The sequence below is a fragment of the Kitasatospora sp. YST-16 genome, from assembly GCF_026802215.1.
Taxonomy (GTDB): Bacteria; Actinomycetota; Actinomycetes; order Streptomycetales; family Streptomycetaceae; genus Kitasatospora; species Kitasatospora cineracea.
Window position 1 is genome coordinate 6,889,893 of the sequence record NZ_CP113837.1, and the last position, 24,270, is coordinate 6,914,162.

General features: G+C 68.9%; 16 protein-coding genes. 9 read left to right on the top strand and 7 right to left on the bottom strand.

The genetic code is table 11. The features are described 5' to 3' along the window. Nucleotides 1-396 precede the first annotated feature (396 nt). Nucleotides 397-549 carry a hypothetical protein gene (locus OU787_RS30980; RefSeq protein WP_268661951.1) on the top strand — a complete coding sequence of 51 codons (153 nt, stop codon included), beginning with the start codon at nucleotides 397-399 and terminating at the stop codon, nucleotides 547-549. 143 nt (nucleotides 550-692) lie between these two features. Here OU787_RS30980 and OU787_RS30985 read toward each other — a convergent pair whose 3' ends face one another. Then, on the bottom strand, nucleotides 693-974 hold the full coding sequence (locus OU787_RS30985; RefSeq protein ID WP_268661343.1) for a helix-turn-helix domain-containing protein: 282 nt from the start codon (nucleotides 972-974) through the stop codon (nucleotides 693-695). Then, nucleotides 971-1,732: a hypothetical protein gene (locus tag OU787_RS30990; RefSeq protein ID WP_268661344.1), complete on the bottom strand. Its 762-nt coding sequence runs from the start codon at nucleotides 1,730-1,732 to the stop codon at nucleotides 971-973. The genes OU787_RS30985 and OU787_RS30990 overlap by 4 nt, the downstream gene beginning before the upstream one ends. 642 nt (nucleotides 1,733-2,374) lie before the next feature. Between OU787_RS30990 and OU787_RS30995 the strand changes: the two genes are divergently transcribed. Next, on the top strand, nucleotides 2,375-5,122 hold the full coding sequence (locus OU787_RS30995) for an AfsR/SARP family transcriptional regulator (protein WP_268661345.1): 2,748 nt from the start codon (nucleotides 2,375-2,377) through the stop codon (nucleotides 5,120-5,122). Between the two features lie 15 nt (nucleotides 5,123-5,137). Here the strand turns inward: OU787_RS30995 and OU787_RS31000 are convergent, their stop codons facing one another. Then, a complete protein-coding gene (locus OU787_RS31000; protein WP_268661346.1) occupies nucleotides 5,138-6,049 on the bottom strand; it encodes a serine/threonine-protein kinase in 912 nt (303 codons plus the stop codon). A gap of 94 nt (nucleotides 6,050-6,143) precedes the next feature. Here OU787_RS31000 and OU787_RS31005 point away from each other — a divergent pair, with 94 nt between their 5' ends. The 5 genes from OU787_RS31005 to OU787_RS31025 all read left to right on the top strand — a co-directional run bounded on the left by OU787_RS31005 (nucleotide 6,144) and on the right by OU787_RS31025 (nucleotide 18,252). After that, nucleotides 6,144-7,718: a PD-(D/E)XK nuclease family protein gene (locus tag OU787_RS31005; protein ID WP_268661347.1), complete on the top strand. Its 1,575-nt coding sequence runs from the start codon at nucleotides 6,144-6,146 to the stop codon at nucleotides 7,716-7,718. Further along, nucleotides 7,718-8,848 carry a restriction endonuclease-related protein gene (locus OU787_RS31010; RefSeq protein WP_268661348.1) on the top strand — a complete coding sequence of 377 codons (1,131 nt, stop codon included), beginning with the start codon at nucleotides 7,718-7,720 and terminating at the stop codon, nucleotides 8,846-8,848. Before OU787_RS31005 ends, OU787_RS31010 begins: the two co-directional genes overlap by 1 nt. Next, complete coding sequence (locus tag OU787_RS31015; RefSeq protein WP_268661349.1) at nucleotides 8,808-12,299, top strand: hypothetical protein; 3,492 nt, start codon at nucleotides 8,808-8,810, stop codon at nucleotides 12,297-12,299. The genes OU787_RS31010 and OU787_RS31015 overlap by 41 nt, the downstream gene beginning before the upstream one ends. 62 nt (nucleotides 12,300-12,361) lie before the next feature. Continuing rightward, the gene (locus OU787_RS31020) at nucleotides 12,362-15,037 is read left to right on the top strand and encodes a pPIWI_RE module domain-containing protein (protein ID WP_268661350.1); all 2,676 of its coding nucleotides are present in this window, start codon (nucleotides 12,362-12,364) and stop codon (nucleotides 15,035-15,037) included. Nucleotides 15,038-15,228: 191 nt separating this feature from the next. Next, on the top strand, nucleotides 15,229-18,252 hold the full coding sequence (locus tag OU787_RS31025) for a hypothetical protein (RefSeq protein WP_268661351.1): 3,024 nt from the start codon (nucleotides 15,229-15,231) through the stop codon (nucleotides 18,250-18,252). A gap of 161 nt (nucleotides 18,253-18,413) precedes the next feature. Here the strand turns inward: OU787_RS31025 and OU787_RS31030 are convergent, their stop codons facing one another. The 3 genes from OU787_RS31030 to OU787_RS31040 all read right to left on the bottom strand — a co-directional run bounded on the left by OU787_RS31030 (nucleotide 18,414) and on the right by OU787_RS31040 (nucleotide 21,440). Next, entirely contained in the window at nucleotides 18,414-19,790 is a 1,377-nt protein-coding gene (locus tag OU787_RS31030) for an IS1380 family transposase (protein WP_268661352.1), read from the bottom strand. Between the two features lie 112 nt (nucleotides 19,791-19,902). Next, complete coding sequence (locus tag OU787_RS31035; RefSeq protein ID WP_268661353.1) at nucleotides 19,903-20,292, bottom strand: hypothetical protein; 390 nt, start codon at nucleotides 20,290-20,292, stop codon at nucleotides 19,903-19,905. Between the two features lie 491 nt (nucleotides 20,293-20,783). Next, nucleotides 20,784-21,440, bottom strand: a complete 657-nt coding sequence (locus OU787_RS31040) for a TetR/AcrR family transcriptional regulator (protein ID WP_051817196.1) — start codon at nucleotides 21,438-21,440, stop codon at nucleotides 20,784-20,786. Between the two features lie 179 nt (nucleotides 21,441-21,619). Here OU787_RS31040 and OU787_RS31045 point away from each other — a divergent pair, with 179 nt between their 5' ends. Together OU787_RS31045 and OU787_RS31050 are read left to right on the top strand one after the other, a co-directional pair. Continuing rightward, nucleotides 21,620-22,240: an NAD(P)-dependent oxidoreductase gene (locus tag OU787_RS31045; RefSeq protein WP_030461537.1), complete on the top strand. Its 621-nt coding sequence runs from the start codon at nucleotides 21,620-21,622 to the stop codon at nucleotides 22,238-22,240. Next, on the top strand, nucleotides 22,237-23,205 hold the full coding sequence (locus OU787_RS31050; protein ID WP_051817197.1) for an amidohydrolase family protein: 969 nt from the start codon (nucleotides 22,237-22,239) through the stop codon (nucleotides 23,203-23,205). Before OU787_RS31045 ends, OU787_RS31050 begins: the two co-directional genes overlap by 4 nt. A gap of 113 nt (nucleotides 23,206-23,318) precedes the next feature. On the opposite strand, the gene OU787_RS31055 is transcribed toward OU787_RS31050, so the two are convergent. Continuing rightward, entirely contained in the window at nucleotides 23,319-24,224 is a 906-nt protein-coding gene (locus OU787_RS31055; RefSeq protein ID WP_030461539.1) for a 5'-3' exonuclease, read from the bottom strand. Nucleotides 24,225-24,270 lie beyond the last annotated feature (46 nt).

Below are 24,270 nucleotides of genomic sequence, written 5' to 3' on the forward strand. Positions count from 1 at the left end.
GTGCCGGCGAAGCCGGACAGGCACCGAGGAGTTCGGACGAGACCGCAGGTTGCGCCGGATCGGGTTCGGGCTTCCGGTGAGACGGCGGCGCGGATGCCGACCAGACCGCCGTGTCCACGGATCAGCTGGGCAACGGTCTTCTCATCGATGCCTTCGACACCGGACAGGTCGTTGCCGGAGCGGCCGTTCTCCGCACTCCGAGATCCTGTCCCCGCCGGTCCACGTGGATGATGGCGCGGTGACGAGCATCGGCGGCGCCCACGTGGAGGTTCGCTTCCGAGCGGACGTCGACAACGACGGCCTTCGCCGGGCCGGGGAGACCCTTCAGACCTGGAGAACTGCACCATCCGGTTGATCGTCCTGAAGGGCGGAGGCTCGGCTGCGGTCCGACAGGCCGTGCCGGAGACCTTCCGTCGGCTCGGTACCGCCGGCGAGGGCATCGAGCGGTTCCGGACGGTCGCGTTGGACATCCCGCCGGAAGCGGACAACCGGCGGATCCCAAAACCGTTGGAGCACGGCCCGGGAGGCGGTGCGAGAGGTGCCGGGTGACGTCGCGGGATGGCGACCGATTGGACGCCGGGACACCGTGGTTCCTCGCACCCGCCGCGACGGGTGCGAGGAACCACGGTGTCAGAGAGCGTTGCGGCAGGGCCGACGCCGTGCGGGAGGCGAGCGATTGCGTACGTGCCCGCTTAGAACGCGAACGCTTCCTGAACGAACTCCGTCGGACGGTGGAGTTCCATGGAGTAGACCGGGTGCTCGTCCACCCCGAGCGCGCGCATCAGTTCGATGGTCGGGATCCGGTAGCGCCCGCCCACCCGCAGCACGGGGCAGGGGAAGACCTGGCGCTGGAGCATCCGGTAGACGGTGGCGGGGCAGACACCGAGTGCACGGGCAGCCGTTCGCACATCCACCACGGTCGGGAGTTCGAACATCTCGACGAAGCTGAGAGGGCTCTGGGCAGTGGAGTTCACCGGTGCCTCCCGGTACGCCGCGCGGGCGTGGTGACGACGGACGCGGCACGGGGGACTCGGTGCTGGTGCTGGTTCTCGCGCAGGACGGCTCCGCTGGTGAGGCGGCGGAAAGCTTCCCGGCCGAGGCGGTCGGCCGGGAAGGTGAAACGCAGCGGTGTGCGCAAGCCGTCGGGCCCGTCCGGGCGGCTGATCTCCACCTCCGTGCCGTTCTGCTGTTCCGGGGGTTCGGGTTCCTCGTGCGGAGTCAGCCGGGAGTCGTCCCCGAGGTTCTCCAGGAACGTGCACGGCGTCTCCTTGAGCCCGGTGCGTGCGAGCCGCCACGCGTTGCTGCGCGCGGCCTTGAGCAGGTTCTCGGCGAGGGGCAGTGCACCGGGGTCGGCGGTGCGCAGTTCGGCGAGGATGCTGAGCACCATCTCCGCCTCGATGTCGGCCCGGTCCGCGCGCAGCCGGCGGCAGATGCGGTAGCTGGTGCGCGAGAGCCGGGGCAACATCAGCCAGATCAGCAGGAGTTGGTGGCTGCCCATCGACCCGGGGTCGGTAGCTGCGGACAGTACGGCCGCCTGCCAGATCTGGGTGGTCAGCTCGGGTTCCGGGTCCGGCCCGTAGAGGGCTGCCAGGGCGTCGTCGGGGGTGAGGGAGAGTGGGTGTCCGCCGACACCGGTCGACGGCACCGTCAACCGCACGTCCTCCTGGGCTCGGGGGTTGGCGAAGTACCTGGCCACGGCAGCGAACATGCTGCTGGGAACGACAGCCGTCATTGCTGTCCTTTCTCGCTTCACTGAGGGGTGGGATCTGGACGGAGAACGGAGAACGGGGAACGCGGAAGACGGGAAAGATGGGGCATAACGGGAATACGCCCCATGCACCCCATGCGCCCCACTTTTGTACGGACTTGCCGTGTTTCGGCTCGGTGCGGTATGGCACGACCGCATCCGGCGCGCGCCCGAAGCGGGTCGTGCCCTCCTCCTGCCGGGTGCCCGCCCGGAGGAGGGCACCCGGGGTCAGAGGATCAACTGCCGGCGGGCGACGGCACCTCCGGTTCCGCCGCGGGCGGTTCCGCGATGGTCTCCGGCTGAACCGTTCCGGCCGAACGGTGCTTGGTGGACGGGTAGTCGGAAGACCGCTTGCGGCGGACCGGGCGGCGGTTTCGCTGACGGTTGCTCATGAACTCGCTTTTCTTTGACGGGAGTTGGTTTCTTTTCGCCTCTCCTGAGGAGCGGCTGGTGCAATCGTGCCCGGCTGTCGAGCATCGTGGAGGAGCCGAAACTGAGGAGGAGCTGAGGCAGTACTGAGGGGGCGTGAAGGGGTGAAGTCATGCGGGGCCGGTGCCGGGTGTGCGCAGAATCCGACGGACGCCGGGAAATCGGCTGCGGTCGTTGTGCGGCGAGGGAGGGGCGAACGTGTACGGGCGGGTGCTCGGTGTGGTGAACCTTGAGGTTGACGGCAAGAAGACCTTCGGACCGACCAAGCCGGCGGCGTTGTTCGGGCTGCTGGCGACTTCGCCGGACTGTCAATGCAGTATCGAAGAAGTATTCGGTTACCTGTGGCCTGAGCGGACCGCTTTCGAGCGGGGGCTGGTCGAACGGGCGATGTCCGACTTGCGGAAGGTTCTGGGCAAAGAACATCTCCCGCACATCAGTTCTGGTTTCTGCATTCTCCGAGTCCCGCGTGAGAACGTGGACTACCTTCGGTTCATCGACGCGCTGAAGAAATCCGAACGGCTTCCCTGGCCGGAGCAGGTCGAAGTGCTGAGCCGCGCTCTGGAAGAGTTCCCGGACGAGGAACCGCTCAGGGGGATCCCGGGTAAGGGGTTCGCCACACGCCGGCTGGAGTTGCGTGCGACCCGGCTGGACGCGGTCCGGCGGCAGCTCGATGCCGCATGGCATGCACAGGACAGGAAAGTGCTGTGCGGCGAGGCCGAGCGGTGGTACCGGAGCCTGCCCGGCGAAGCCTGGCCGTTTCGCTACTACTTACTCGCTCGCGGCCGGGAACTGCCGCCGATGGAGCTGGAGAAGATCGTCAGGCAGTGGACAGAGCAGTTCGAGAAGCCGGATGCGGTCCTGCAGCGGGTCATCGACTGGGCTCGAGGGGAAGCACTCAGCCCGTCGATCGCCGGGTCGGCTCAGGTGCCGAACCAACTGCCGGCCCCGGGGAGGCGGGTCCTGGGCAGGAGCGATCTGATCCGTTCGACCGTGGAACTCGTGCTGGAACGCCAGGCCGCGGGGCACGGGACAGTGATCGTGATCAGCGGCATGGCCGGCATCGGCAAGACCACCCTGGCCCTGCAACTCGCGCAGCAGCTCCGGGACCGGTTCTCCGACGGCGCGCTGTACGCCGAGCTCCGCGGTTTCGCCGGAGAGGACATGCCGCCCGTCGATCCGGAGCACGTGCTGGACCGCTTCCTGCCGGAGCTGCCGCCGTACTCGCGGGCGACCGACCTGGAGGAGAAGGCCGCCGCACTGCGATCAGCCCTTGCCTACCGGTCGGTTCTCATGGTGCTGGATGACGCTCGTGACGCTCGGCAGGTGGTGCCGCTGCTTCCCGGCGTAGGCGCCAGCGTGGTGATCATCACCAGTCGGAGCAGGCTTCGTGACCTGCGGGCCAAGCATGATGTGCATCTCTGCCAGATCGAGGGCCTGGACGACGAGAGCGCCATGACGCTGCTCCAGGAACAGGTAGAACCTCGAAGTAGGGCGGCTCACGCGCAGCCGCTCATCGACCTGGTGAAGTCCTGTGCCGGCCATCCTCTGGCGCTCACTGTGATCGCGGGGCGGTTGGAAGGGCGTCCGCTCGGGACGATCGTCGAACTGGCCAGGGAGCTCAAGGAGGAGCGGCGGACGATGGACGTCCTGTACGACCCGCAGAGCGAGCTCTCCGTCGAGCCGGTGCTCAACCTCTCGGTCAGGGCCCTGTCCGAAGAGGCCCGGCGTCTGCTCTGGCAGCTTGCGATCCACCCCGGTCCCAGCATCGGCTGGGGTGCGGTGATGGACCTCGGTCTGGCTGGAGAGGCGATCCGTGCCGACCGGGCCGTCGAGGAACTGGTCGCGGCGAACCTCGTGGAACTGCGTGGTGACCGTTATCGCCTGCACGATCTGGTCAGGAACTTCGCCCACTACCGTGTCCCACCGCTTCCTCTCGGCCCGTGCCGGGAGTTCGAGGAGGCGACGGTGCGCCAGGTCCTGGAGCACCAACTGCAGAATGTCCGGGCCTGCGACCGGCTGCTCGACGGAGGACGGGCCTTGCCGGTGGGGGAGCCGGACGAGGTCACGGTGGCCGAGCCCGGCAGCTTGGACCAGGCCATGGAACTGCTCGACATCGAGTACGACACGGTCCGCAGTTGCATCGGGCTCGCGGTCGCGCGAGGTTCGGAGCGGTACATGTGGTTGCTGCCGATGGCGCTGATGACCTACCAGTGGCGCCGTCATCACCTCGCGGCCGCCCTGGAAGGGCTCGGCGCTGCCAGGGAGGTCGTCGAGCGCTCCGAAGAAGCCACGATGGTGGACCGGGCGATGGTGTACCGAATGCTGGCGGGAACCAACTGGCGACGCGCCGAGTACGACCTTGCCGCGGGGCAGCTGAACAGGGCTGTTCTCCTCAGTTCGGAGGACGACAGTGCGGCAGGCCGGCTGAGCCTCGCCCGTTCCCTGCACGCCCTCGCGCTCACCCGGCGCAAGCAGCGGCTCTGGGCGGAAGCCGAGGAGCACCACCGTACGGCCCTCGGTCTCTACCGGGAACTCGCGGATCCGGTCGGGGAGGCCGCCGCGCTCAACGGCATCGGCACGATCCACCTCGACCGGGGTGAACTGGACGAAGCCCTCGCTGCCTGCCGCGGAGCCCGGACCGTCGTCGAGTCCACCTCGAACCAGAGCGGTCTGGCGGACGTGCTGTACACCCTCGCCAAGGTTCACCTCGCGCGGGGGGAGCGCCACTTGGCGCTCCCCCTGTTCCAGGAAGCCGGCGAGATCTATCGGCGGGAGGAGCACTGGCCGAACGAGGAGAAGGTGCTGTGGACCTACGCTGACGTCCTGGTGGCGGCCGGGCACAGGGAGGAGGCGGTGGCAGCCCTGGAACGGGTGGTCATGCTGAGGGAGTGCATGGGGGGCGTCGGCGTCCCCGAAGCACGCATGCGAATCGAGCCGTTGCGGTGACAGGGCTCAAGAGGGTCACCACCTGTGCGGGATGCTCCGGTAGTACTCCGTGGGATCCGGGTGCAAGGGCTTCTTGGGGGCGGGGGAGCCGACCGGGGGGATGTGTGCACGGAGCTCCTCGTAGACCTCGCGCACCGAGGCCGGACGGTTCTCCGGCTTCAGTTCCACCATGGCCAGGGCGATTTCGGCGAACTCCTTCGGGACCGCGTCGATCCGGTTGCGCGGCAGCACCACCGGATCCTCCGCCGTGATACCGCTGCGGGTACCGTCGTACGGGAGCTGCATGACCGTCATCTCCAGCAGGACGCAGCCCAGCGAGAAGACGTCGGCCTGCGGGGTCACGCCGTTGTCGTTCGGACCGAGTTGCTCGGGAGGCGCGTACCCGATAGTGCCGCATCCGTATTCGGTCTTCTGGTGGGCGGGCATCGCCAGTCCCAGGTCGAGGAGCCGGAGCCGGCCGGAGTGCTCCAGCATCGCGTTGTCGGGTTTGACGTCCCGGTGTACGTAGCCGCGCTGGTGTACGTCGTCCAGGACCTCGCAGAGCTGGCCGATGACGGATGCGACGGTGGCGGTCTCCCGGACCGGCCGGAACAGGGACAGCACGTCGTACAAGGGGATGCCGTCGACGTATTCCATGACGAGGCACCGCCGTCCGCGGAAGACGCCCTGCGTGATCAGCTTCGGGATACCCGGCACCTCCGACAGGGCGGAGGTGTGGGTGCCCTCGTCCGTGAGATCGAGGCCCATGACGGCGAAGCACTGCGTTGATTCGAACTGTCGTTCTTTCTGGGCCTTGATGGCCACTTTCTCGCCGGTCTTCCGGTCCCGGCCGGCGTAGAGGTCTCCCTGGCCGGTATCGAAACTGACCTGGTCCAGAATTTCGTAGTGCGACTCGATGTCGGTGGGGTCTTCGAAACTCCCCGTCATGGCAACTCCCCTGGCCGGGAGCACACAACCGGCCGTGTGTGGCGGATTCAGTCGAGTCGGCAACAAGAACCAACTCTTCTTCTCGGAGGAATGAATGATCGATCCGTGGTTGCCGCCCGACGGGGTCCGGCGCGCCTCTGATGTCATCACGGTATCCGTTGGCATGTTCAAGGGAGGGGAATTCCGTTGTCCGGCGGCCGACGCACTCAAAGCGCGCGGATACCGGCCGATCCGGAATGTCGAACAGCCGCGTGAACCATTGGAACACTTCTCCTTCGGTCCCTTCATGGCTGCCTGCGACTCGCGCGGTCGCGGCGGTGAGGGACCGCCCGGAGCGGGGCCCGGGACGAAACGGCAATTGCACGACGGCTTGCGGCAGTGGTCCGCACACGGGCTGGCGTCCTATCGGGAGGCATTCCCCGCGGACACCGACGGTTCTTCGCTGCACGAGGTCGTGGAGCCGTGGATCTATCGCCACCGGCCTCGCGACGGCGATCCGTGGCAGGCGCGGGAGTACAAGCTGACAGTGTGGGGGCGGCGTCTGGAGTCCACCGACGGCAAGGTGCGCGAACTGCGCCTGCCGGTCACCAGATTGCGAAAGGAGAAGCCGCCCGAGAGCTTCGTGGCCGCGGCGGCGCTGGTCCTCGCGGAGGGCGGACCCAGGCCCGGTCCGGAACGGGTGCGGATCGTGGAGTTCGCCCTGCTGGGCGGTCCGCCACGTACCCTGTTCGACGGGACCTCGGAGGAAGCTCGCGCCCTGTACCGGACCGAAGGCCGAACGGCGCTGGCCTCCGTGCTGGACGGTCAGGAATACCGCCCGGGGTCCTCCTGCGTCGAGTGCCCGTTCCTCGCTGTCTGTCCTGCCCTGCGTTGTGCGCCGAACTTGCTCGGAGTCGGATCGGCCGGGCGGCCCCGGCGCAGCTGGTCGGTCACCAACGGACGCAACTACCGGATCTGTCCGGCCCGGGACTACATGCGTCGACTCCGTCTGCCGGCTGTGGACGCGGTTGAACACGATCCGACCGCCGAGCGGGGTCGGGCGCTGCACGCCTACCTGGCCCAGTGCCACGGAGTCGGGACCGCGCGTCCGTGCACGGTGGAGATTCCGGAATCATGGGAGCCCCCCGGATACGACCTCCCAGCGGCCGAACGCAGGCTCGGCGCCCGGCTGTTGCGCCACCATGCCGCGGTCTGCCCGCTGCGGCTCACCCGGGACGGCACCGATGTGCGGCCCGAACCCCGGGTGGTCCGCCATGACACTGCCGCAGACGTGATCGTCATTGCCGTACCCGACCTGCTCTACCGGGACGCCGGCTCCTGGGTGTGGCGAGAGACCAAGACATCGTCGTACCGGAGTGCTCCGAACCGTCCCTTGCTGGAGCAGTATCCGCAACTCGCCCTGGCAGCACTGCTGTTGGCCCGCGGTGACCTCGGCGGATCGCCGGACCGGGCGAGGATCGAACTGGAGGTGCTGCGGCCGGACGGTGCGGACCTGGAAGTGATCGACCCCTTCGCGGTGGGCACTCGCACCACGGCGGAGCGGATCGTACGGGATCTGGTGGACGGATGGCTCCGGGACGATCACTACCCGGCGAACCCCGGCCGTGGGTGTAAGCGCTGCGAGATGTCACGCTGGTGTTCGAAGTCGGATCCTGGACAAGGATCATGATGGACAGCAGGGAGTTCATTTCGTACTGTCGGCTCGCTTCCGTCGTCGCCTCGTCGAGTGAACTGGGCAGCCTCCGTTCGTTCGCGCTGCCCTATCCGCCACTGGCGCAGCGGGCGCTCGATCAGATGGTGCTGCGCTGCCTCGACCTGGGAGAGGAACCGCCGTTCAGCGTGCCGGGGCTGCTGGAGTGGTGCCGTCGGCGTCCGGTGGGGGACCGGGTCTTCGGAGTGCCCGCAGGCCTGCTGGACGCCGAGGCGACGCTGGTCCATCCAGTGGGAGTCATGCCCACCCGCACCTGCCTCGAACTCGCCTCCCACGAACAGCCGGGAGGAGTCGAGCAGGAGGCCAGGGACTTGCTGGCCGAGCTGGCGAGGCGGTGCAAGAGCGCCGAACAGTACCGGCGAAGCCGACAGTTCCTCGTCCGGAACATCGTGGTCCACCGGAAGGACCGTTTCGAGTGGGGATGGGACAAAGCAGTCTGGGCGCGGGTCCGGGACCTGTACCAATCGCCGCCCGAGTCCCTGGTGGTCGCGGGGAAGTTCCTGCGCTGCGGCACCTGCCGGCTGCCGGCCCTGCTCGGCGGGCATCGAGCCCCGGAGCACGGAGCGCCGGTCGCAGACTCGCAGACGTGGTGCGAGGGCGAGCGTTGCCCCGTGGGGGAAAGGATGGAACTGGTCCGCGACCCGGAGCAGGTGCTGCTGCTGCGGCGTTCACTGCGGGCGTTCCTTGCACTTCCGTCCGCCGTCGAGCAGGCGGGGCTGGAAGCCCTGACGGCACATGGAGTTGTCTACGAACTGGTTCCGGAGGAACTCGGTTCGTACCGGTTGCCCGGTCTGGGGACGTACTCGGTCCATTTCTACGACCGGATCCAACCGGCCCTGCTGGCAGGTCGGTTCGCCGATCTGGCAGGCCGGCTGGCGGGGACGGCCGCGGTGGTCCTCCCCGAACGATCAGCCGGGTCCGCCGATTTTCGCGGGGCTTTCGCGGCGGCGCTGCCCGACGGGTTGAAGCCGAGGGTCCTGCTTTGCAGCCCGCAGGACCTAGTGCGGCGGATCCACGACCATTCCACTGATCACAGGCAGGAATCCCATGCGCAGTCTGGCTCAGCCCCTACATCAACTGACCAGTGAGATCCGACAGTTCGCGGGCCCACGCATGAGTGGGCCGGCCGCGGAGTACTTCTGCCAGATCGAACTCGGCCTGTACCTCCAGCAGCGCCTGATGCCGGGTACCCCGGCAACGTGCGCCTGGGTGCTCTTCAGCGGCTACGGCTTCGCAAAGGCCCGCCTGACCGACCTGCCGGAGGACGCCGAGCAGGTCCTGCGGGTCGCTCGCTACTCACTCTGGACCCTGGGCCGGAGCCGGGCCTGGCGGGAAGCCCTGGAGCACTATCAGCGCATCGACCCCGCGCTTCGCGGCTACGAGGTGCCGGATTCGGAACGCCCGCCCGTACGGCGCGAGCCCGAGACCGGGCGGGAGCGCTGGCAGGTCTACGACGGTCTGCTGCGAACGGCTCCGCCACTGGCGGGTTCCCCGCAGAAGGTCGCCGGAGCCGGACGCTTCGGGTTCCCGGTCAGCCGTGCGATGGCAGTCGTCGAGCTGCCCGAGGTGCCCAAGAGCCCGCCGGCCGCCCACGACCTCGGCCTCGGGCCGGCCGGGGGCGGTGTGTGCCTGACCTTCCGGATGGCTGATCTCAGACGCACCGCCGCCGAAATGGACGCCGTCCACGCACGGATCGGCTCCGGTAAGGCGCCGGGATGGGAACGGAGACTCCGGAGCTTCGAGCTGTCCACTGCGGAGATCGGCACGTTCCAACCAGCCGACGAGTTCACGGTGGACGGCATCCAGCACCTGCTCGGCATCGTCGGAGCAGGAAAGAGCACACTGCGCGACGTGATCGCGGTCCACCTGGCCCGGCTCGGGAAGCGGACGGCCGTTGTCGTCCCCGATGTCGCCGAAGTACTGAAACTGGTCGAGTTGTACAACCTGTACACCGACGGTGCGGCGGCCCCCGTGCTCGGTGCCAACGGGCGAGAGCGCCATGCGCAGAGCCTGCACCGCAGATGGGCCGGACGGGGCGAGCAGCGACTGCTGGCCCACGGCGATCCGGCCTTCGATTACCTGGGAACATCGTGCTTGTTGAACCCCAGGCTCGGTGGATCCTCGGGCGAGCCCCTGGCCTTCGGTGAGGCTCCGTGCTCCCGGCTGCGTCCTCCGGCCCCACCCGAGCGCGGGCCCAGGAAATCGCTGAGGTCGGAATGGCAGAAGCAGCCGCTCGCCTGCCCCTACTGGTCCGTCTGCCCCAGGCACCACGCGGCCAGGGCGCTGGTCGATGCCCTCATCTGGGTGGCGACGATGCCGAGCCTGCTCGACTCGGCCCCGCCGCGCGCGCAGAACGGGGAACGCATCCGTTACCTCGAACTCGCCTGCCGCCGGAGCGATCTGGTGATCGTCGACGAGGCCGACCGAGTGCAGATGAATCTGGACCAGGCCTTCGCCCCGGCTGTGCTGCTCGCCGCGGACGAACAGCGCGGATTCATCGACTGGCTCAACAGGCACAAGATCCGTGAGCTCACGGCCAGCGGCAGGACCCAGCTCTCCGACCGGGACGTGGCGGTCTTCTGCGGCGCGCTCAACACCATCGTCGCGGCCACGGACAGACTGCACGCCATGCTCGTCACCCAGTACCGGCTGCGCCAGTGGATACGCTTCGGCTTCTTCAGTGCCTGGACCCTGCAGCTGGCCCTGCTCGACGAGCGGTATCCGCTCGGTGAGGGCGACGGGGCGGCGCAGCCGGGCCGAACCCCGCGGGAGGTGCTGGGGGACCTCTTCGACGCGTTCCGGGACAACCCCTTCGGTGACCGCACGCGACATGCCGAAGAAGACTTCACCGACCTCACGGCGTTGCTCAACGAACTCCTGAACACCGGAAACCCGGAGAAGACCAGGGAATCGCTCCTGGAAGTCATGGAGGACCGCTTCCGACTCGACGAACGCTTCAGGGCCGGGCAACGGGAGCGGTACGAGGAGTGCGTGGCGAAGTGGCAGGAGGAGGCGGCGGAGCACAAGCGCAGGAACCGCAACCGCAAGAGGGTGACTGACGGCCCGCCACCACCGCGGACGCCTGAGCAGCGGTTCGAGGATCTGGCCGACCGCTTCGAGTTCACACTGCTCCTGAGCGCCCTCGAACGGCGGCTCGCGCTCATCAACACCATGTGGCCCCGGGTCGAGGCGGCACTCAGCCTGGGCTTCAACGACATGTACCGCAGGCCGTTCGACTACGGGCCGATGGTTCCGGAAGCGCCGATGGGGAACGTGCTCGGCTTCCAGTTCCGGGTTTCCGGGAAGGACAGCGAAGGCGTGCGCAGCGGAGACCTCGTCTTCTTCCGGTGCAGCGGCGTCGGGCGGGAGCTGCTGCGGGCGATGCCCGGGTTGCCTTCGGTCGACGACCGACCGGGTGCTCATGTGCTCCTGATGTCCGGAAGCAGTTGGGCGGGCCGCTCCAGCCGGTACCACGTCGCGGTGCCCGTCGGCGTGGTCATCGAACCCGATCCGGCGGTGATGGAGCGGATCGCCGTCGAGAGCGAGATGCGATTCGAGTTCGTCGAAGACGGCGACGAGAAGACGAGGATCTCGGGAACCGACCCGGAGGACCGGCCGGCCAAACTTCGACGCCTGGTCAGCCGGCTCGGCGCCGGGGCTGACGAGGAGGAGAACGGTGGTCCGCTGGAGAAGGAACTGCTGTCCCTGCCGCCCGGCCGTGATCAGATCCTGTTGCTGGTCGGCAGCTACGAGGAGGGCAGAGTGGTGGCCGACACCCTGCACAACCTCAATCCGCGTTGGCGGGACCGGGTGCTGTGCCTCGTCTCGGACGACCAGGAGATCGACGAGGACGACGGCGAACCCCCGTTCGCACACCGCGCACGGGTCCTGCGGCGCGGGGACATCGAGTACCTCAAGGACCTGAACGCGGACGTTCTGGTCGCACCGCTGCTGGCCGTTGAACGCGGTCACAACATCCTCAACGACGATGCCGTGGCGGCGATCGGGACCGTTTACTTCCTCGCCCGGCCGAACCCGCACCCCGACGACCTGTCCCTCGCGGTCCACGCCATCAACGACTGGATCGTCCGGGCGCAGCAGGACGGTGACTTCGCGCACTGGGTGGCTGCGGCCGCGACGATCGAGGCGGGCGCCGAGGAGGTACGCCGTCGCGCGAGGTCGCGTTGGTACCAGGTGCTGCGGCGTTCGACCGCTTGGAGCCGTCTGGGTGACGACCGGGAGCAGATCACCTGGGACATCCTGGTGCTGATGTGGCAGGTGATCGGTCGCCTGATCCGTGGGGGAGTGCCGGCCCGGGTCGTTTTCGTCGATGCCGCCTTCGCGCCCGGTCGGGCGGCCAGCCCCCCGGTCGCGGACAGCCAGGAGACCAGCCTGCTGCACAGCATCCTCGGTGTCCTCGACCCCTACTTCGAGGACGGGGCACGACCCGGGGACGAACAGTTCATCGCGCACGCCCTCTACGCGCCGCTGCGAAGCATGCTCGCCCGATGCCTGGCCCAACCCCTGCCCGCAGAGTGACTGGCGGGCCGCACCCTCGATCAGCCGGAGAAAGGAAATTCGTGTACCGAACGATCCGTACCGTGGCGTACGAACCGGATCCCGCACACGGAGCATGGCAGGAGTCACTGCAAGTGCTTCGCCTCGGAGACCACCTCCACGCCGAGCTCGTCCGCCGCCAGCAGCAGGCCCAGGGCGAAGACCGTCAGGTCAGGCTTCCTGTGGGCCGTCTCAACTCGCTGCTGAGGGCGACCGCTCCCGGAGTGCTGGCGACCGGGCGCAACGCCGGCGCCGACGGTCGGCTGCCGTGGTTGTACGCCAGGCAGGTGGTGCCGCAGGAGGTCCTGGCCCCAGTGCTCGGTACCTGGGCCGCTGGGCTGGTCGATCCGGATGACGAGGATGACGAGAAACTGGAGGACGAGCTGCTGGCAGGCCCCGCGGCTGTCACGGTGTCGCTGCCGAACTGGGAGCGCGAGTGCGTGAACCTCACCGAGACCGTGATCTCGGCAGGGGGGACCGCCGAGCCCCAGCAGCGGCTCTACAGCTTGCTTCCGGAAGCCATCGCCTTCCGTCTCGCCGACAGCCCGTACCGGACTGGTGGCACCTCGCTGCACTTCCGTGTGGTGAGTTCCGGGAAGGGCGTCGAACTGGTCTCCTGGCCGCCGCAACAGTACGAGCACCGTGGACGAACCTGGTACTACTCGGCCTGTCTGACCGTCACCGTGCAGACAGTGCCGTTCGCCCAACGGTTCCGGGTGCACGTCGCCACCGGCGTGCGCCGGTGGGCCACCCGCCTCGAAGTCGCGCCTCGCGGGCTCAACGGGGCCACGGTGCTGCTGGACGCCCCGCTCCCCTGGCCCGAGAACCAGGACCGTGGCCACCGGATCGTTGAGAACACCCTCGGGTTCGACCGGAAGGCCAGGCAACTGGTCTGGCGGCGGGGCAGTCCCGTCCTGCTGCTGCCCGAACTGGACATCATCCGGAAATACCCGGAGCCGGCCGAACTGTTCGAGTCACCCGAGAAATGGTTGCTCGGGCAACGCGGACTGGCCGCCGGGATCGTCTACCACCCGGTGCTCGGTCCGCACGGGGTCGGCCCCGGGCTGATGCCCCGGGAACGTTCGGAACTGGACGCCTGGGTGGAAGCACGACTGCGGCCGATGCTTCGCAGAGTGGGCGACCTCACCCGGGTCACCAGGCACAACACCCCGTCCCTGCTGCCGCGTTCGACCAAGGCGGGGGAACCGGACACCCGTGAGGCGCAGAAGGCCATGCTGCGTCGGACGGCGCTCGCCCGAGCTCTCAACGGCCGCCCGCTGGATGTCGAGATCGTCTGGCAGACATCGCAGATCAGGGACGCTCTGCTCTCGGTCCTGCCGGATGTCATCGGGCTGCCCCCCGGTGGCGGGGTCGCCATGGACGACAGCCGTCAGTGGCAGGTCGACGGTATCCGGATCAGGGTACGCACTCGGCCCGCCGGAGGACTGGCCGAGGCGCTGTCGATCTCCGGCAACCGGAAGCTGCGCCGGGCCCTCCGGCTGGCTGAGGCGATCACCGGCCGCTGCGCGCTGGTGGCGGAGGCGGCCGGTGCGCGGTCGGCCGATGTCGGTGTCGTGATCGCTGAGATCGCAGGGAAGGACCGGTTCGCCGCCGCACCGGACACGGACCCCAAACACGCGTTGCGGATCGCCTGGGCCAGGCAAGGGCGCCTGGCCCAGTTCATCAACCTCCCGGACGGTGATTCGGCCAGCCTGGAACACCGGGCGAAGTGGACCTGGCTCGACGCGTTCCGCCAACTCGGCGCGATCAGGCCTCCTGCGCACCGGGTGGGGGCCGGTATTCCGGGAGACCTCCAGTACGCCGGCCTCTGGATGGTCCGCTACACCGGGAAGGGGCCGACGAGGTGTCCGGCCCGCCAGATTGTCGCAGTGCGAATGCGGCCGGCTGGATCGGTCGGGACCGTTGAGGGATGGGACGCCGATCGAGCCGAGTGGGTACCGTACCCGCAGCTGCTGCTGGCACTCGCCAATACCTCCCGCGGAGCAAGGGAACAGAGCAGGAACGATCGGGAATGCGGCGATCGTGGTGCCGAGCAGCAGTGGCAGGCCGAAGCGGAACGCCAGATCCGCGCGGTCCTCTTCCAACTCCGTGAGCGGCCGACGCTGCTCCTGGCCAGCGCGGGCAACCTCCGCCAGTGCTGGCCGAGGCTGCGCAACGGTGCCCTGAGCCGCGACATGCTGGGCTTCGGAAAGGGACCGGACCAGCGGACCACGGTCTACGGGGCCGACCTGCGTGTCGTACTGGTGCGGGACGCCAACGGACGGGACGAGGTGGCGGACTGGTACGCGCACGATTCACTGGAGAAGGTCGGCTTCGCGGAGGGAGTCTGGGGGTCGGGGGCTCCGGACAACCGGGTTTTCGCCAGCACCGCGAGCAGGCCGCACACGGCGGCAGGTGTGCCGAAGGACCTGATGAAACTGGTACCGACTGCCAAGTCCCGAACTGCGCCCGGAAAGGCCGCCTGGAATCCGGGACTCTTGGAGATGACCGTGCTCGGTTGCCTCTCGGTGCAGGCATTGGCGGAATCCGGGCGGGCCGGTGGTACGCCCGACCACCCGGCGGAGTGGGCCACCCTGACCCACCAACTCCGGTACCACGACGACTACCCGCCGTTGGCCCGTCCCCTTCCGCTTCACCTCGCGCGGCTGGCAGGCGAGTACGTCCTGCCGCTGGCCACGGACGAGGGGGTGGCGTCGTAGACCGCTGCGAAGCCGATGGACCGGTTCCTTCTCCGGACGGTTGCGGGGCCGGCGGCGACACGGTGTTGCCGGCGGCAGTCGGGGACCTGCAGCCCGACCGCCGTAACACCGCCCCACAGACCAGAGCCCGTTACGACTACCAGGACGAGTGCGTCGCTCTCACTATCCTGCAGCATCTGGCATCGGGCTTGGTGGGGGTCCTGATCGAGTACTCGACCGACCTTGTCCTGATTCCCGACCGTGGCAGGCCCGAGTTGGTGTCGATCAAACACCGCGAGCCGCATCACCGGACGGACAGCGGATGGACTTGGAGTGCCCTGGGGAAGGACGCCGTCCTTGCTGACCTGTTCACCGCCTGGGCGGATTCGGGTCGGATCTGCACGACCACTTTCCTGAGCAACGCGGGTATGAGCGGTCCGGCCCAGGACTTGTGGAAGACGTGCAACGGATCGAGCCGTGAAGCCGGCCAGGCCGTCACCCGCCGAGTCGCAGGGATGTTGAAGACCAGCGAATCCGAGGCTGCGGAGTTTCTCGCAGCCTTCCGGCTGCCCAAGCACCCCATGCCGCGGCGTAACGAGATCTCCGATATCGGAGTGCGGCGAACGGCCAGCTACCTGGTCACGCATCATCGTGACACCCGGCACGCTGACCAGTGCTACCGCGCCCTGGTGGAACGGGTGCGCCAGGCGGGTACGGACTTGCCGGAGTCACGAGCAGCGAGATTGCACCGAGTAACGTCCACGGTCCGCGAATGCGCGGAGCGACAGGATTCGGTCACCCGGCACGATCGCTACCTGAGCGCGGAAGAAATCCGCGCGGTGCTGCTGGGGACGGCGGACGCCTTAGGTTCGCCGGGGCAGTCGGTTCTACCCGATCCGGGTTGGGTCGCCGATCCGATGTTCACCGGTCGGGTTGCCGAACTCGACGAACTGGCCCGTCTCCTCGCACCCGGGACAGCCGATCCGGTCGCGCCCGTCGTCATCCACGGCCTGTCGGGCACCGGGAAGACGAGCCTGGCGGTGCACTTCGCGGCGACGATGGCAGGGAAGTGCCTCAAACCTGTGGTGATCGACGGCAGCACCAGGGCCAGCCTGATCGCCGGTCTGGAGCACCTGCAGGGTGATGTCCGGCCCGCATCCGGTGTCGACCGACTGATGGGCCCGGCCGCAGCGGCCCTGCCCAGGGGCCCCGAAACTCTACTCATCATCGACGGGGTGACCGAACCGGATGCGGTACGTGGACTCATTCCGCGCCGCTCCGTGTGCCGAGTAGTCATCACTAGCACCAGCAACAATCTCGATGAAGGTTTCCGGAAAGTCCCGCTTACAGTCTGGTCCCGTCTGGAGACGAGAGATTTCCTCAGGAGGGCCCTTCCCGACTTCCCGCCGGATGACGGTGAGCGATTGGCGGAGGCGCTCGGCGACCATCCACTCGCGCTCGCTCAGGCGGTCAACTACTGCCATTCGGTGGGAATCGAGCTCTCGGAGTTTCTGGAGCGGCTGGACCTGGACCCTCTCGCGGTCATGGGACAGGGGCAGGCGAGCGGCCACCCGCAGACGGTACTGAGGACGGTCCAGCTGGCACTTCAAGAAGTCGAACGCCGTGATGCGCTCGCGCTGCGGCTGCTCGACATCAGCTCGTACTTCGGGGCTGAACCGTTCCCGCTCCACATTTTCGACACCGCACCGATCAGGCCTTTTGTCACCGAGAGGCATACTGTGCGCCCGGGCCCTCGGCACGGGTTGCTACGACGCCGGAAGGAGGTGTCCGTTGCAGAGTGGGGGTCGATTTCCGACGAACGGGGTTTGTGGGCGAGAGTCGAACTCGAGAACCCTGTCAGGAGAGACGGGGCGGTCGCCGTGCTGGCAGGGTTGGGTCTGATCGGACTGGACCGAGGACATATGAGTGTTCACCCGATCGTCCGACGAGTGGTTCAGAGTGCACACGATGACGCTCAGCCATGGGTCGAGGCGGCCATCGGCCTGTGCGCCGGACTCCTGGCAGAGGGGCGGAACGGAGGCGTCAACCGCTTCCACGCTCTCGTCGGACATGCACAAGCGGTCTTGGGACATGCACGTGATGTCGGGTTCGACGGTCCGGTGGTTATCGCCCTGGGAATGGAGCTGGCCGTCAAGCTTTGCGACGTGAAAGGCGCCGAAGAAGGCCTGCCCCTTGCCCGCCAGTCCTACGACCTGGTGGAGTCCGCCCACCGACGGGGCCTCGCTGACAAGGTCTCGCGCTTCAGCTCCCGAGCTGTCTATGCCAGGGCCCTTGCGATCTCCGGGAACCAGGACCATGCAATTGCGATCGCCCGTGAGAATGTTGAAGTAGCTGCAGAGAGCGGCAGCTTCCTGGAAACGCGTCATGCATATGCCTGGCTAGGGCAAGTCGCGGACTGGTTCTCGCTTGTCCCGCTGGCCAAGGAGGTGCTGGAGAACCTTCCGGACCCACGGGGTTCCCACGCTCGGCCCGGTCGGCCGACAGGGAGTCAGGTCATCTTCTCCGCACGTGTTCGTGCGAAGCTCCTGGCACTGGTGGGAAGAACCGTAGAGGCGATGGACCTTCATCACTGGGCGGTTGCCGAGATCGCGGCAGAGCCTTCCGCTCGTAACACGGCCTGGCAGGGGGCGCTGCTCCTTGACGCCACCGACATCGCTCTTGGTAACGGAGACCCGGAGTCCCGCGTGGAAAACGCGCGGGCTCTGGTCGAGGAGTTGGGGAAGAGCGAACGGGATCGCCACGACAGGATCTACGTGGAAGGGCTGCTCACCGCAGCAGATGCCGAACTGGATCGGTTGAACGCCACAGAGGCGATTCCATTCCTCGACCGGGCGGAGGCTCTCCTGCAAGAGCACTACAGCCCTGCAAGTGACCTCCACTCGTCTTTCCTGGCGATTCGAGGCAGGTGCCGCTTCATCGCAGCGGGCTTCTCCCGGAGCCGCCTGGAAGAAGCCAAGGCTGATCTCCAGGCAGCTCTCGAGGTCCTACGCCCCCATGGAACGACACCGCAGAAGGGTGCATCGCCGGCGCTCATTCATCTGGCTCAGGTACATGCCGTTCTGGGCGAGGGGGAACAGGCCCTGGAATGCGGGAGGGAAGCGTTGGACCTCGATATGGAACGCTACGGGGAAGGCCATCCTGAAGTCGAGATCGACCGCAGGATCATCGAGGGCCTTCCCCTGCAGGCGGCGGGTGCTCAGTGGCTGGAAGACTAGCCTCGATCTTTCGTGACGGTCCGTCGGTTCATCCGGCGGGTTGTTTCGGGTGTTCGGGCTGGTGGTGAGCATGTCTGCGACCCGGTTGTCGCGTCGGTTGGGCGCCGGGTTCCACTGCTCCGGCCGGGGGATGACTCGTCGGGAGAGGGCGTCGTTGCTGGTCAGCCGGGGTTCGGCAGGGCTTGCAGTCGCTCGAAGGCGGTGGTGATCGTCTGGGTCCAGGGCCAGTGGCGGGTGAGCCGGAGATAGCGGCGGCGGCCGGTGGTCACGAGTTGGGCGGCGGCGGAGAACAGTCGCAGTCGCAGGCGTTTGGGCTCCCAGCGACGCGCGGGCCCGTCCAGGGCGAGCATCGGCATCCAGGCAAGCAGGTCGAGAGCGAGCTGGACGATCTCCAGCCAGATCTGGTTCTGTGTGGCGTCGTGCAAAGGCAGGTTGCGCAGGCCGGTGTCGCGGGCGGCGCGGATGCGGTCCTCGGTGCGGGCCCGCTGGCGGTGCCGCAGCTCCAGGGCCGCGATCGGAACGTCGACGGTGTTGGTGGCGAAGCAGGTCAGCCGCATCCCGTCGGCGTCGGTGAAGCGCAACTGGGCGCCAGGGTGCGGGCGTTCCTTTCGCACGACCAGTCGCATGCCCTTTGGCCAGCCTTTGAGGACATCGCCGGCGAGCTCGGCGACCCAGGCGCCGTCGCGGATGGCGCCGTCAGGTTCGACGGCCGGAGTCCAAGTCGAGGCGGGCACCAGTAGCACCGCCTGATGGATCGCCTCCGTGATGGTCATCCCGACCGAGTAGGACAGCCACCGCCCGCGCACTGTCAGCCAGTTGAGGAACTCATGGGTCCCGCTGCCGGAGTCGGTCCGGATGAGGGTGCGCCGTCCGCGCCGATATTTCTTCGGCATCTGGGCCAGCGCCAGACGGGCGGCGGCGATGTGGTCGGCGGCGGTGTTGCTGCCCGCCTTCCCCGGCCGCAGCAGACCGGCGACGGGCTCGCCGGGGCCTTCCCGGCCGTGGTCGACGAACGCGAGCAGCGAGTGGTGGCCGAAGGTCTTCTTCCAGATCGAGGCCGCATCCTCCTTCTCGGAGTGGGCCAGGACCAGCACACCGTCGATGGCCACGACCACGTCGCCGCCCGCATCCGGAGCGGCCCGGCCGGCCAACCGCCAGACTCGCTCGCGAACTTCGGCCCGTGCCCGCCGAACGGCTGCCAGTGCCCGTGGTCCGGCTGCGGCAAGGGTGTCGACCAGCCGGGAGACCGTGGGGTCCGAGGCCACCGGCCCGAACACACCGGGCTCCGACCGCAGCATCGCGACGTCCGTCAGGCAGTCACCGCCCAGCGCCACCGTCAGCGCGAGATCCAGCAGGATCTTGCCGGGGTCGTGCACTGCCCTGGGTTTGCGCCACGGCGCGAGCGTCACCGACAGCGCATCGGCCAGCCCCGTCTTTCGGGCCGTTTCCACCAGCAGCACCCCGCCGACCTGCGAGACCACCCCACCGCCGCCATCCGACACCCGCACACGCGGGTACGACCCGATACGCTTACTCACCCGGAGAGTGCCTCTTTCGCTGGTCGGACAGGACCCTAGACAATCCCTGTCTTCCCAGCTCAGCGGCACTCTCCGGGATCCTGCCCGATTCCTGGACGCCGGCTGGAACGTGTCACAGGCACCAGGACGCCGGTAGTTCCAGCGAAGTGTCCCCGACAATCCGCAGCGGTCGGCGGGAGTGCCACTTCGCCTTGTCGGCCTGGCCGTGCAGTGGCACGGTAGCCAGCTCGAAGCGGGCGTCCAGCGCTTCGAGTTCCGCCTGCCGCTCGGCCCGAATCCTGTCGGTGAACCCGGGCCATGCCTCTGCCAACCAGGCACGGCAGCGAAGCATCTGCGGGTACTCCCAGACGAGTTCGGCGTCGAACCCCTCCTCAACGTCCTGCACCAATGCCTCCCACGCCTCCATCATGGCGTTGAGCGTCACCACTCCGCTTCGGGCGTCCAATCTCCGACTCGCACGCACCGACTCGTAGTCATCCACGCTGAGTGCCTCCATGTCCATGGAGACAGCGTGCCAGCTACTGCGTCCGACAGATGAGAGTTCACCCCAGAGGTGTTCGCACCACACTCAAGCTGACACCTGGCCAGAGACAGAAATGCCCAGATCACGGGCTATCCCAAGGATCTACGACGAGCCAGCCGGGCAGCCGTCATGAAAGCCCGAGGCTAGTGAGCCGTTGAGGCAGATCCGGTCCTCCTTCAGCGCACTCGCGGATGAGTTGGGCCGCGCCGACGTCCTCGACCGGGTAGACGACCTGCACGTCGGGGCGTCGTCGACCAGCTGAAAGAGGTTCCGGTCGCGGGTGATGCTCCAGGGTGCGACGGCCTTTCAGGAGCTGCATCGCGGGTTCAGGCCACCTGCGACTTGGGGGTCTGTCGGTGGCGCCCCGTCAAGAGCTTTTCCCGTGGCTGATATTGAACAGGGTTTGGGTTCGCGATCCCGCGGGGTGTGAAGGGTTCCTGGCGTCCGGCGTTGCGCAGCACCGCCGGGGTTCAGCCCGCCGCGAGGCGCGCCGCGACCTCCTCCGCTGGCCGTCCGGCGTGCAGGCCGAGCAGGTCGGCGACCAGCGCGTCCAGCGGCGGCCAGGGCAGCTCGCCGTGGTCGTTGTAGAGCACGACCAGGCCGTGCAGCCCGGTCCAGAGCAGTAGCCCGTCCTGCCACTGCCGGGCGGGGGCGGACTGCTCGCCGCCGCGTTCCCGGACGGCCGCGAGCGAGGCGATCACGGAGCCCAGGAGCGCCTCGCCGGCGCCGTGGTCCTGGAGCAGCGCGAGGTCGGCGGGCATCCGGCCGCCGAAGAGCGTGCGGTACTCGCCGGGGTGCTCGACGCCCCAGCGCACGTAGGCGGCGCAGCGGCCGACCAGGTCGTCGAGGGGGTCGGCGGCCGCGGCCGCGGCCTCGTCCATCAGGCGGGCCAGCTCCGCGTAGCGCAGGCGCAGCACGTGCCGGACCAGTGACCCGAGGTCGGGGAAGTGGCTGTAGATGCTGGCGGGCGCGACCCCGACCTCGCGGGCGACCTGTCGCAGGGTCAGCGTCTCGGGCTGGTCGAGGGTGGCCAGCAGGTGGGCCGCGGCCTCGATCAGCTCGGCCCTGAGCACCTGTCCCTGCCCGCGGGGGTTGCGCCGGCGGCGCGGCGCCTCCTCACCGCCCATGTCCCGGATCCTCCCTGTCGGCGACGGGAGATCACCTTACCTTTCGGTGCCGCCGACCCGTCCTGACCTTGCCCCAACCCGTTCTGACCTTGCCCCAACCCGTCCGGACCCGCCTTGACACCCATCACCAACACGTGTTCACTCACTTTAACCAACACCTGTTCAGTTATGGAGTCGCCATGCGCATCGCAGTCCTCGGCGCGACCGGGCGGGTCGGCCGCCTGGTCGCGGAACAGGCGCTCGACCGGGGCCACGAGGTGGTCGCCCTGGTTCGCAGCCCGCAGCGGTACGCCCCGCCCGCGCGGGGCGGGGTCGAGGTCCGGCAGGCGGACGTGACCAGGCCGCAGGAGTTCCCGGAGCTGGCCGACGTGGACGTCCTCGTCTCCGCGCTCGGCATCGGCAAGGGCGACGGCCCGGGCACCCTGCTGGCCGGCGCCCGGCTGGTGGCGGGGCTGCCGGTCCGCACCCTCTGGCTCGGAGCGCTCGGCTCGGGAGCCTCGACCGGCGCCGGCGGCGGGATCTACCACGGGGTGCTGAAGCTGTTCGTCGGCAAGGAGCTGGCGGAGAAGGGCGCGGCCGACACGATCGTGCTGGCCGGGGGCGCCACCGTCTTCCACGCGCCCGACCTGCGGGTCGGCGAGGTCGGCGCGGCCCGGCGCAACGTCCCGCTGGCGCAGTACCCCAGGCCGCTGCTGCCGCCGCACGCCTCCCGCGCCACCGTCGCGGCGCTGATGCTGGACGAGGCCGAGGCGCCGACGGCCGGTGCCGGGATCCTCGTCCCGACGGCGGGTGCGGCGTGAGGGCGGGCTACGTCGCGATCGAGGAGGCCGTCGCGATCCCCGGCCTCGCCGAGCGCCGCCCCCCGTTCCCGGTGCCGGCCGGCCTGGACCCCGCCTTCGTCGCCGACGTGGTCCGGCGGCTGCCCGACGTCACCGGGCTGCGGCTGCCGGACATGGACGCCAACGGCATCGCCGTCCAGGTGCTCTCGCTGACCGTCCCCGGCATCGAGGCGGACCCGGACCCGGCCCGCGCGGTGGCGAACGCCGGTTACGCCAACGACGCGCTGGCCGCGATCGTCACCGCGCACCCCGACCGGTTCGCCGCCTTCGCCGCGCTGCCGCTCCAGGACCCGGCCGCCGCCGTCGCCGAACTCCGGCGCGCGGTGCGGGAACTGGGCTTCAAGGGCGCCCTGGTCAACGACCACGTCCAGGGCAGGTACCTCGACGACCCCGCCTTCGACGCGCTCTGGGCCGCCCTGGCCGAACTCGACGTGCCGCTCTACCTGCACCCGGGCATGCCGCCCGCGGACTCCTGGCACGTGCTGTCCGGCCACCCGGAGATGGACGGCGCACTGTGGAGCTGGCAGGCCACCACGGGCGGGCACGCCATGCGGATCGTCCTCTCCGGCGTCTTCGACCGCCACCCGGCGGCCCGGATGATCCTCGGCCACGCGGGGGAGTTCCTGCCCTTCCAGCTCTCCCGCTTCGACTCGCGGTACGCCACCCTCAGCCCCCCGGCCCCGCTGCTGCGCCGCCCCTCGCAGTACTTCGGCAGCAACGTCCTGGCCACCACCAGCGGGGTGCTGTCCCCGGCCGCGGTCGAGGCGCTGGTGCACGTGCTCGGCCCCGAGGCGGTGCTCTTCGCCGTGGACTACCCCTACGAGAAGACCGCCGCCGCGGTCGCCGCCCTGGAACGGACCGGCCTCCCGGAGGAGGTCAAACACCGCATCGGCTCGACCAACGCCCGCAACCTGCTGCGCCTCTGACGCATCATCAGTCGCCCGGGCGCCGACCGGGCGGGGCGTCCGTCAGGTCGGCGCCGGGCCGCAATCCGGGCGGGTGCTCCCGGGCGCGCGGAGAGCGCTGCCCGACCGCGTCGTCAGCGGGCGGCCGCGAGGGTTTCGAGCAGGCGGGTCACCGAACTGCCGAGTCCCCAGCGGGCGGTGAGGGCTTCGAGGGCCACGGGGTCGCGGGGCTCGCGGGGGAGGACGGGGTCGAACTCCGGGAGCGGGACGTCGGTGGCGACGCGGACGACGGTGGGGGCGACGTCGAGGTAGGCGGCGCCCTCGATGAGGTTCCTGCGGCGGGCCGGGGTGAGCTTGGAGGCGGAGTCCGCCGCCGCGGCGCGGATGGCGGCCAGGTCGCCGTACTCGCGGATGAGCTGGGCCGCGGTCTTCTCGCCGATGCCCTTCACGCCCGGCAGGCCGTCGCTCGGGTCGCCGCGCAGGGCGGCCATGTCGGCGTACTCGGCGCCGGTGACGCCGTACTTCTCCAACAGGGCGGCCTCGTCGACGAGCTGGGCGGCGCCGACGCCCTTGACCGGGTAGACGACCTGCACGCCGCGGGCGTCGTCGACCAGCTGGAAGAGGTCCCGGTCGCCGGTGACGATCCGGACCGGGCCGGTGGCGCGGGTGGCCAGGGTGCCGATCACGTCGTCGGCCTCGTAGTCGGGGACGCCGACCCGGGCGATGCCCAGGGCGTCCAGCACCTGCTCGATCACCGGGACCTGCGGGGCCAGGGTGTCCGGGACCTCCTCCTCGCCGTCCTGCGCGGCCTCGGCGACCCGGTGGGTCTTGTAGGTGGGGATCAGGTCGACCCGCCACTGCGGGCGCCAGTCGGCGTCCGTGCAGGCGACCAGCTGGTCCGGGCCGTGGTCGTGGACCAGGCGGGAGATGAAGTCGAGCAGGCCGCGCACCGCGTTCACCGGCTCGCCCTGCGGGGAGCGCAGCGAGTCCGGGACGCCGAAGTAGGCGCGGAAGTAGAGGCTGGCGGTGTCCAGCAGCATCAGGCGGGGCGCGGTCGGGACGCTCGGAGCGGTCGGTGCGGTCACC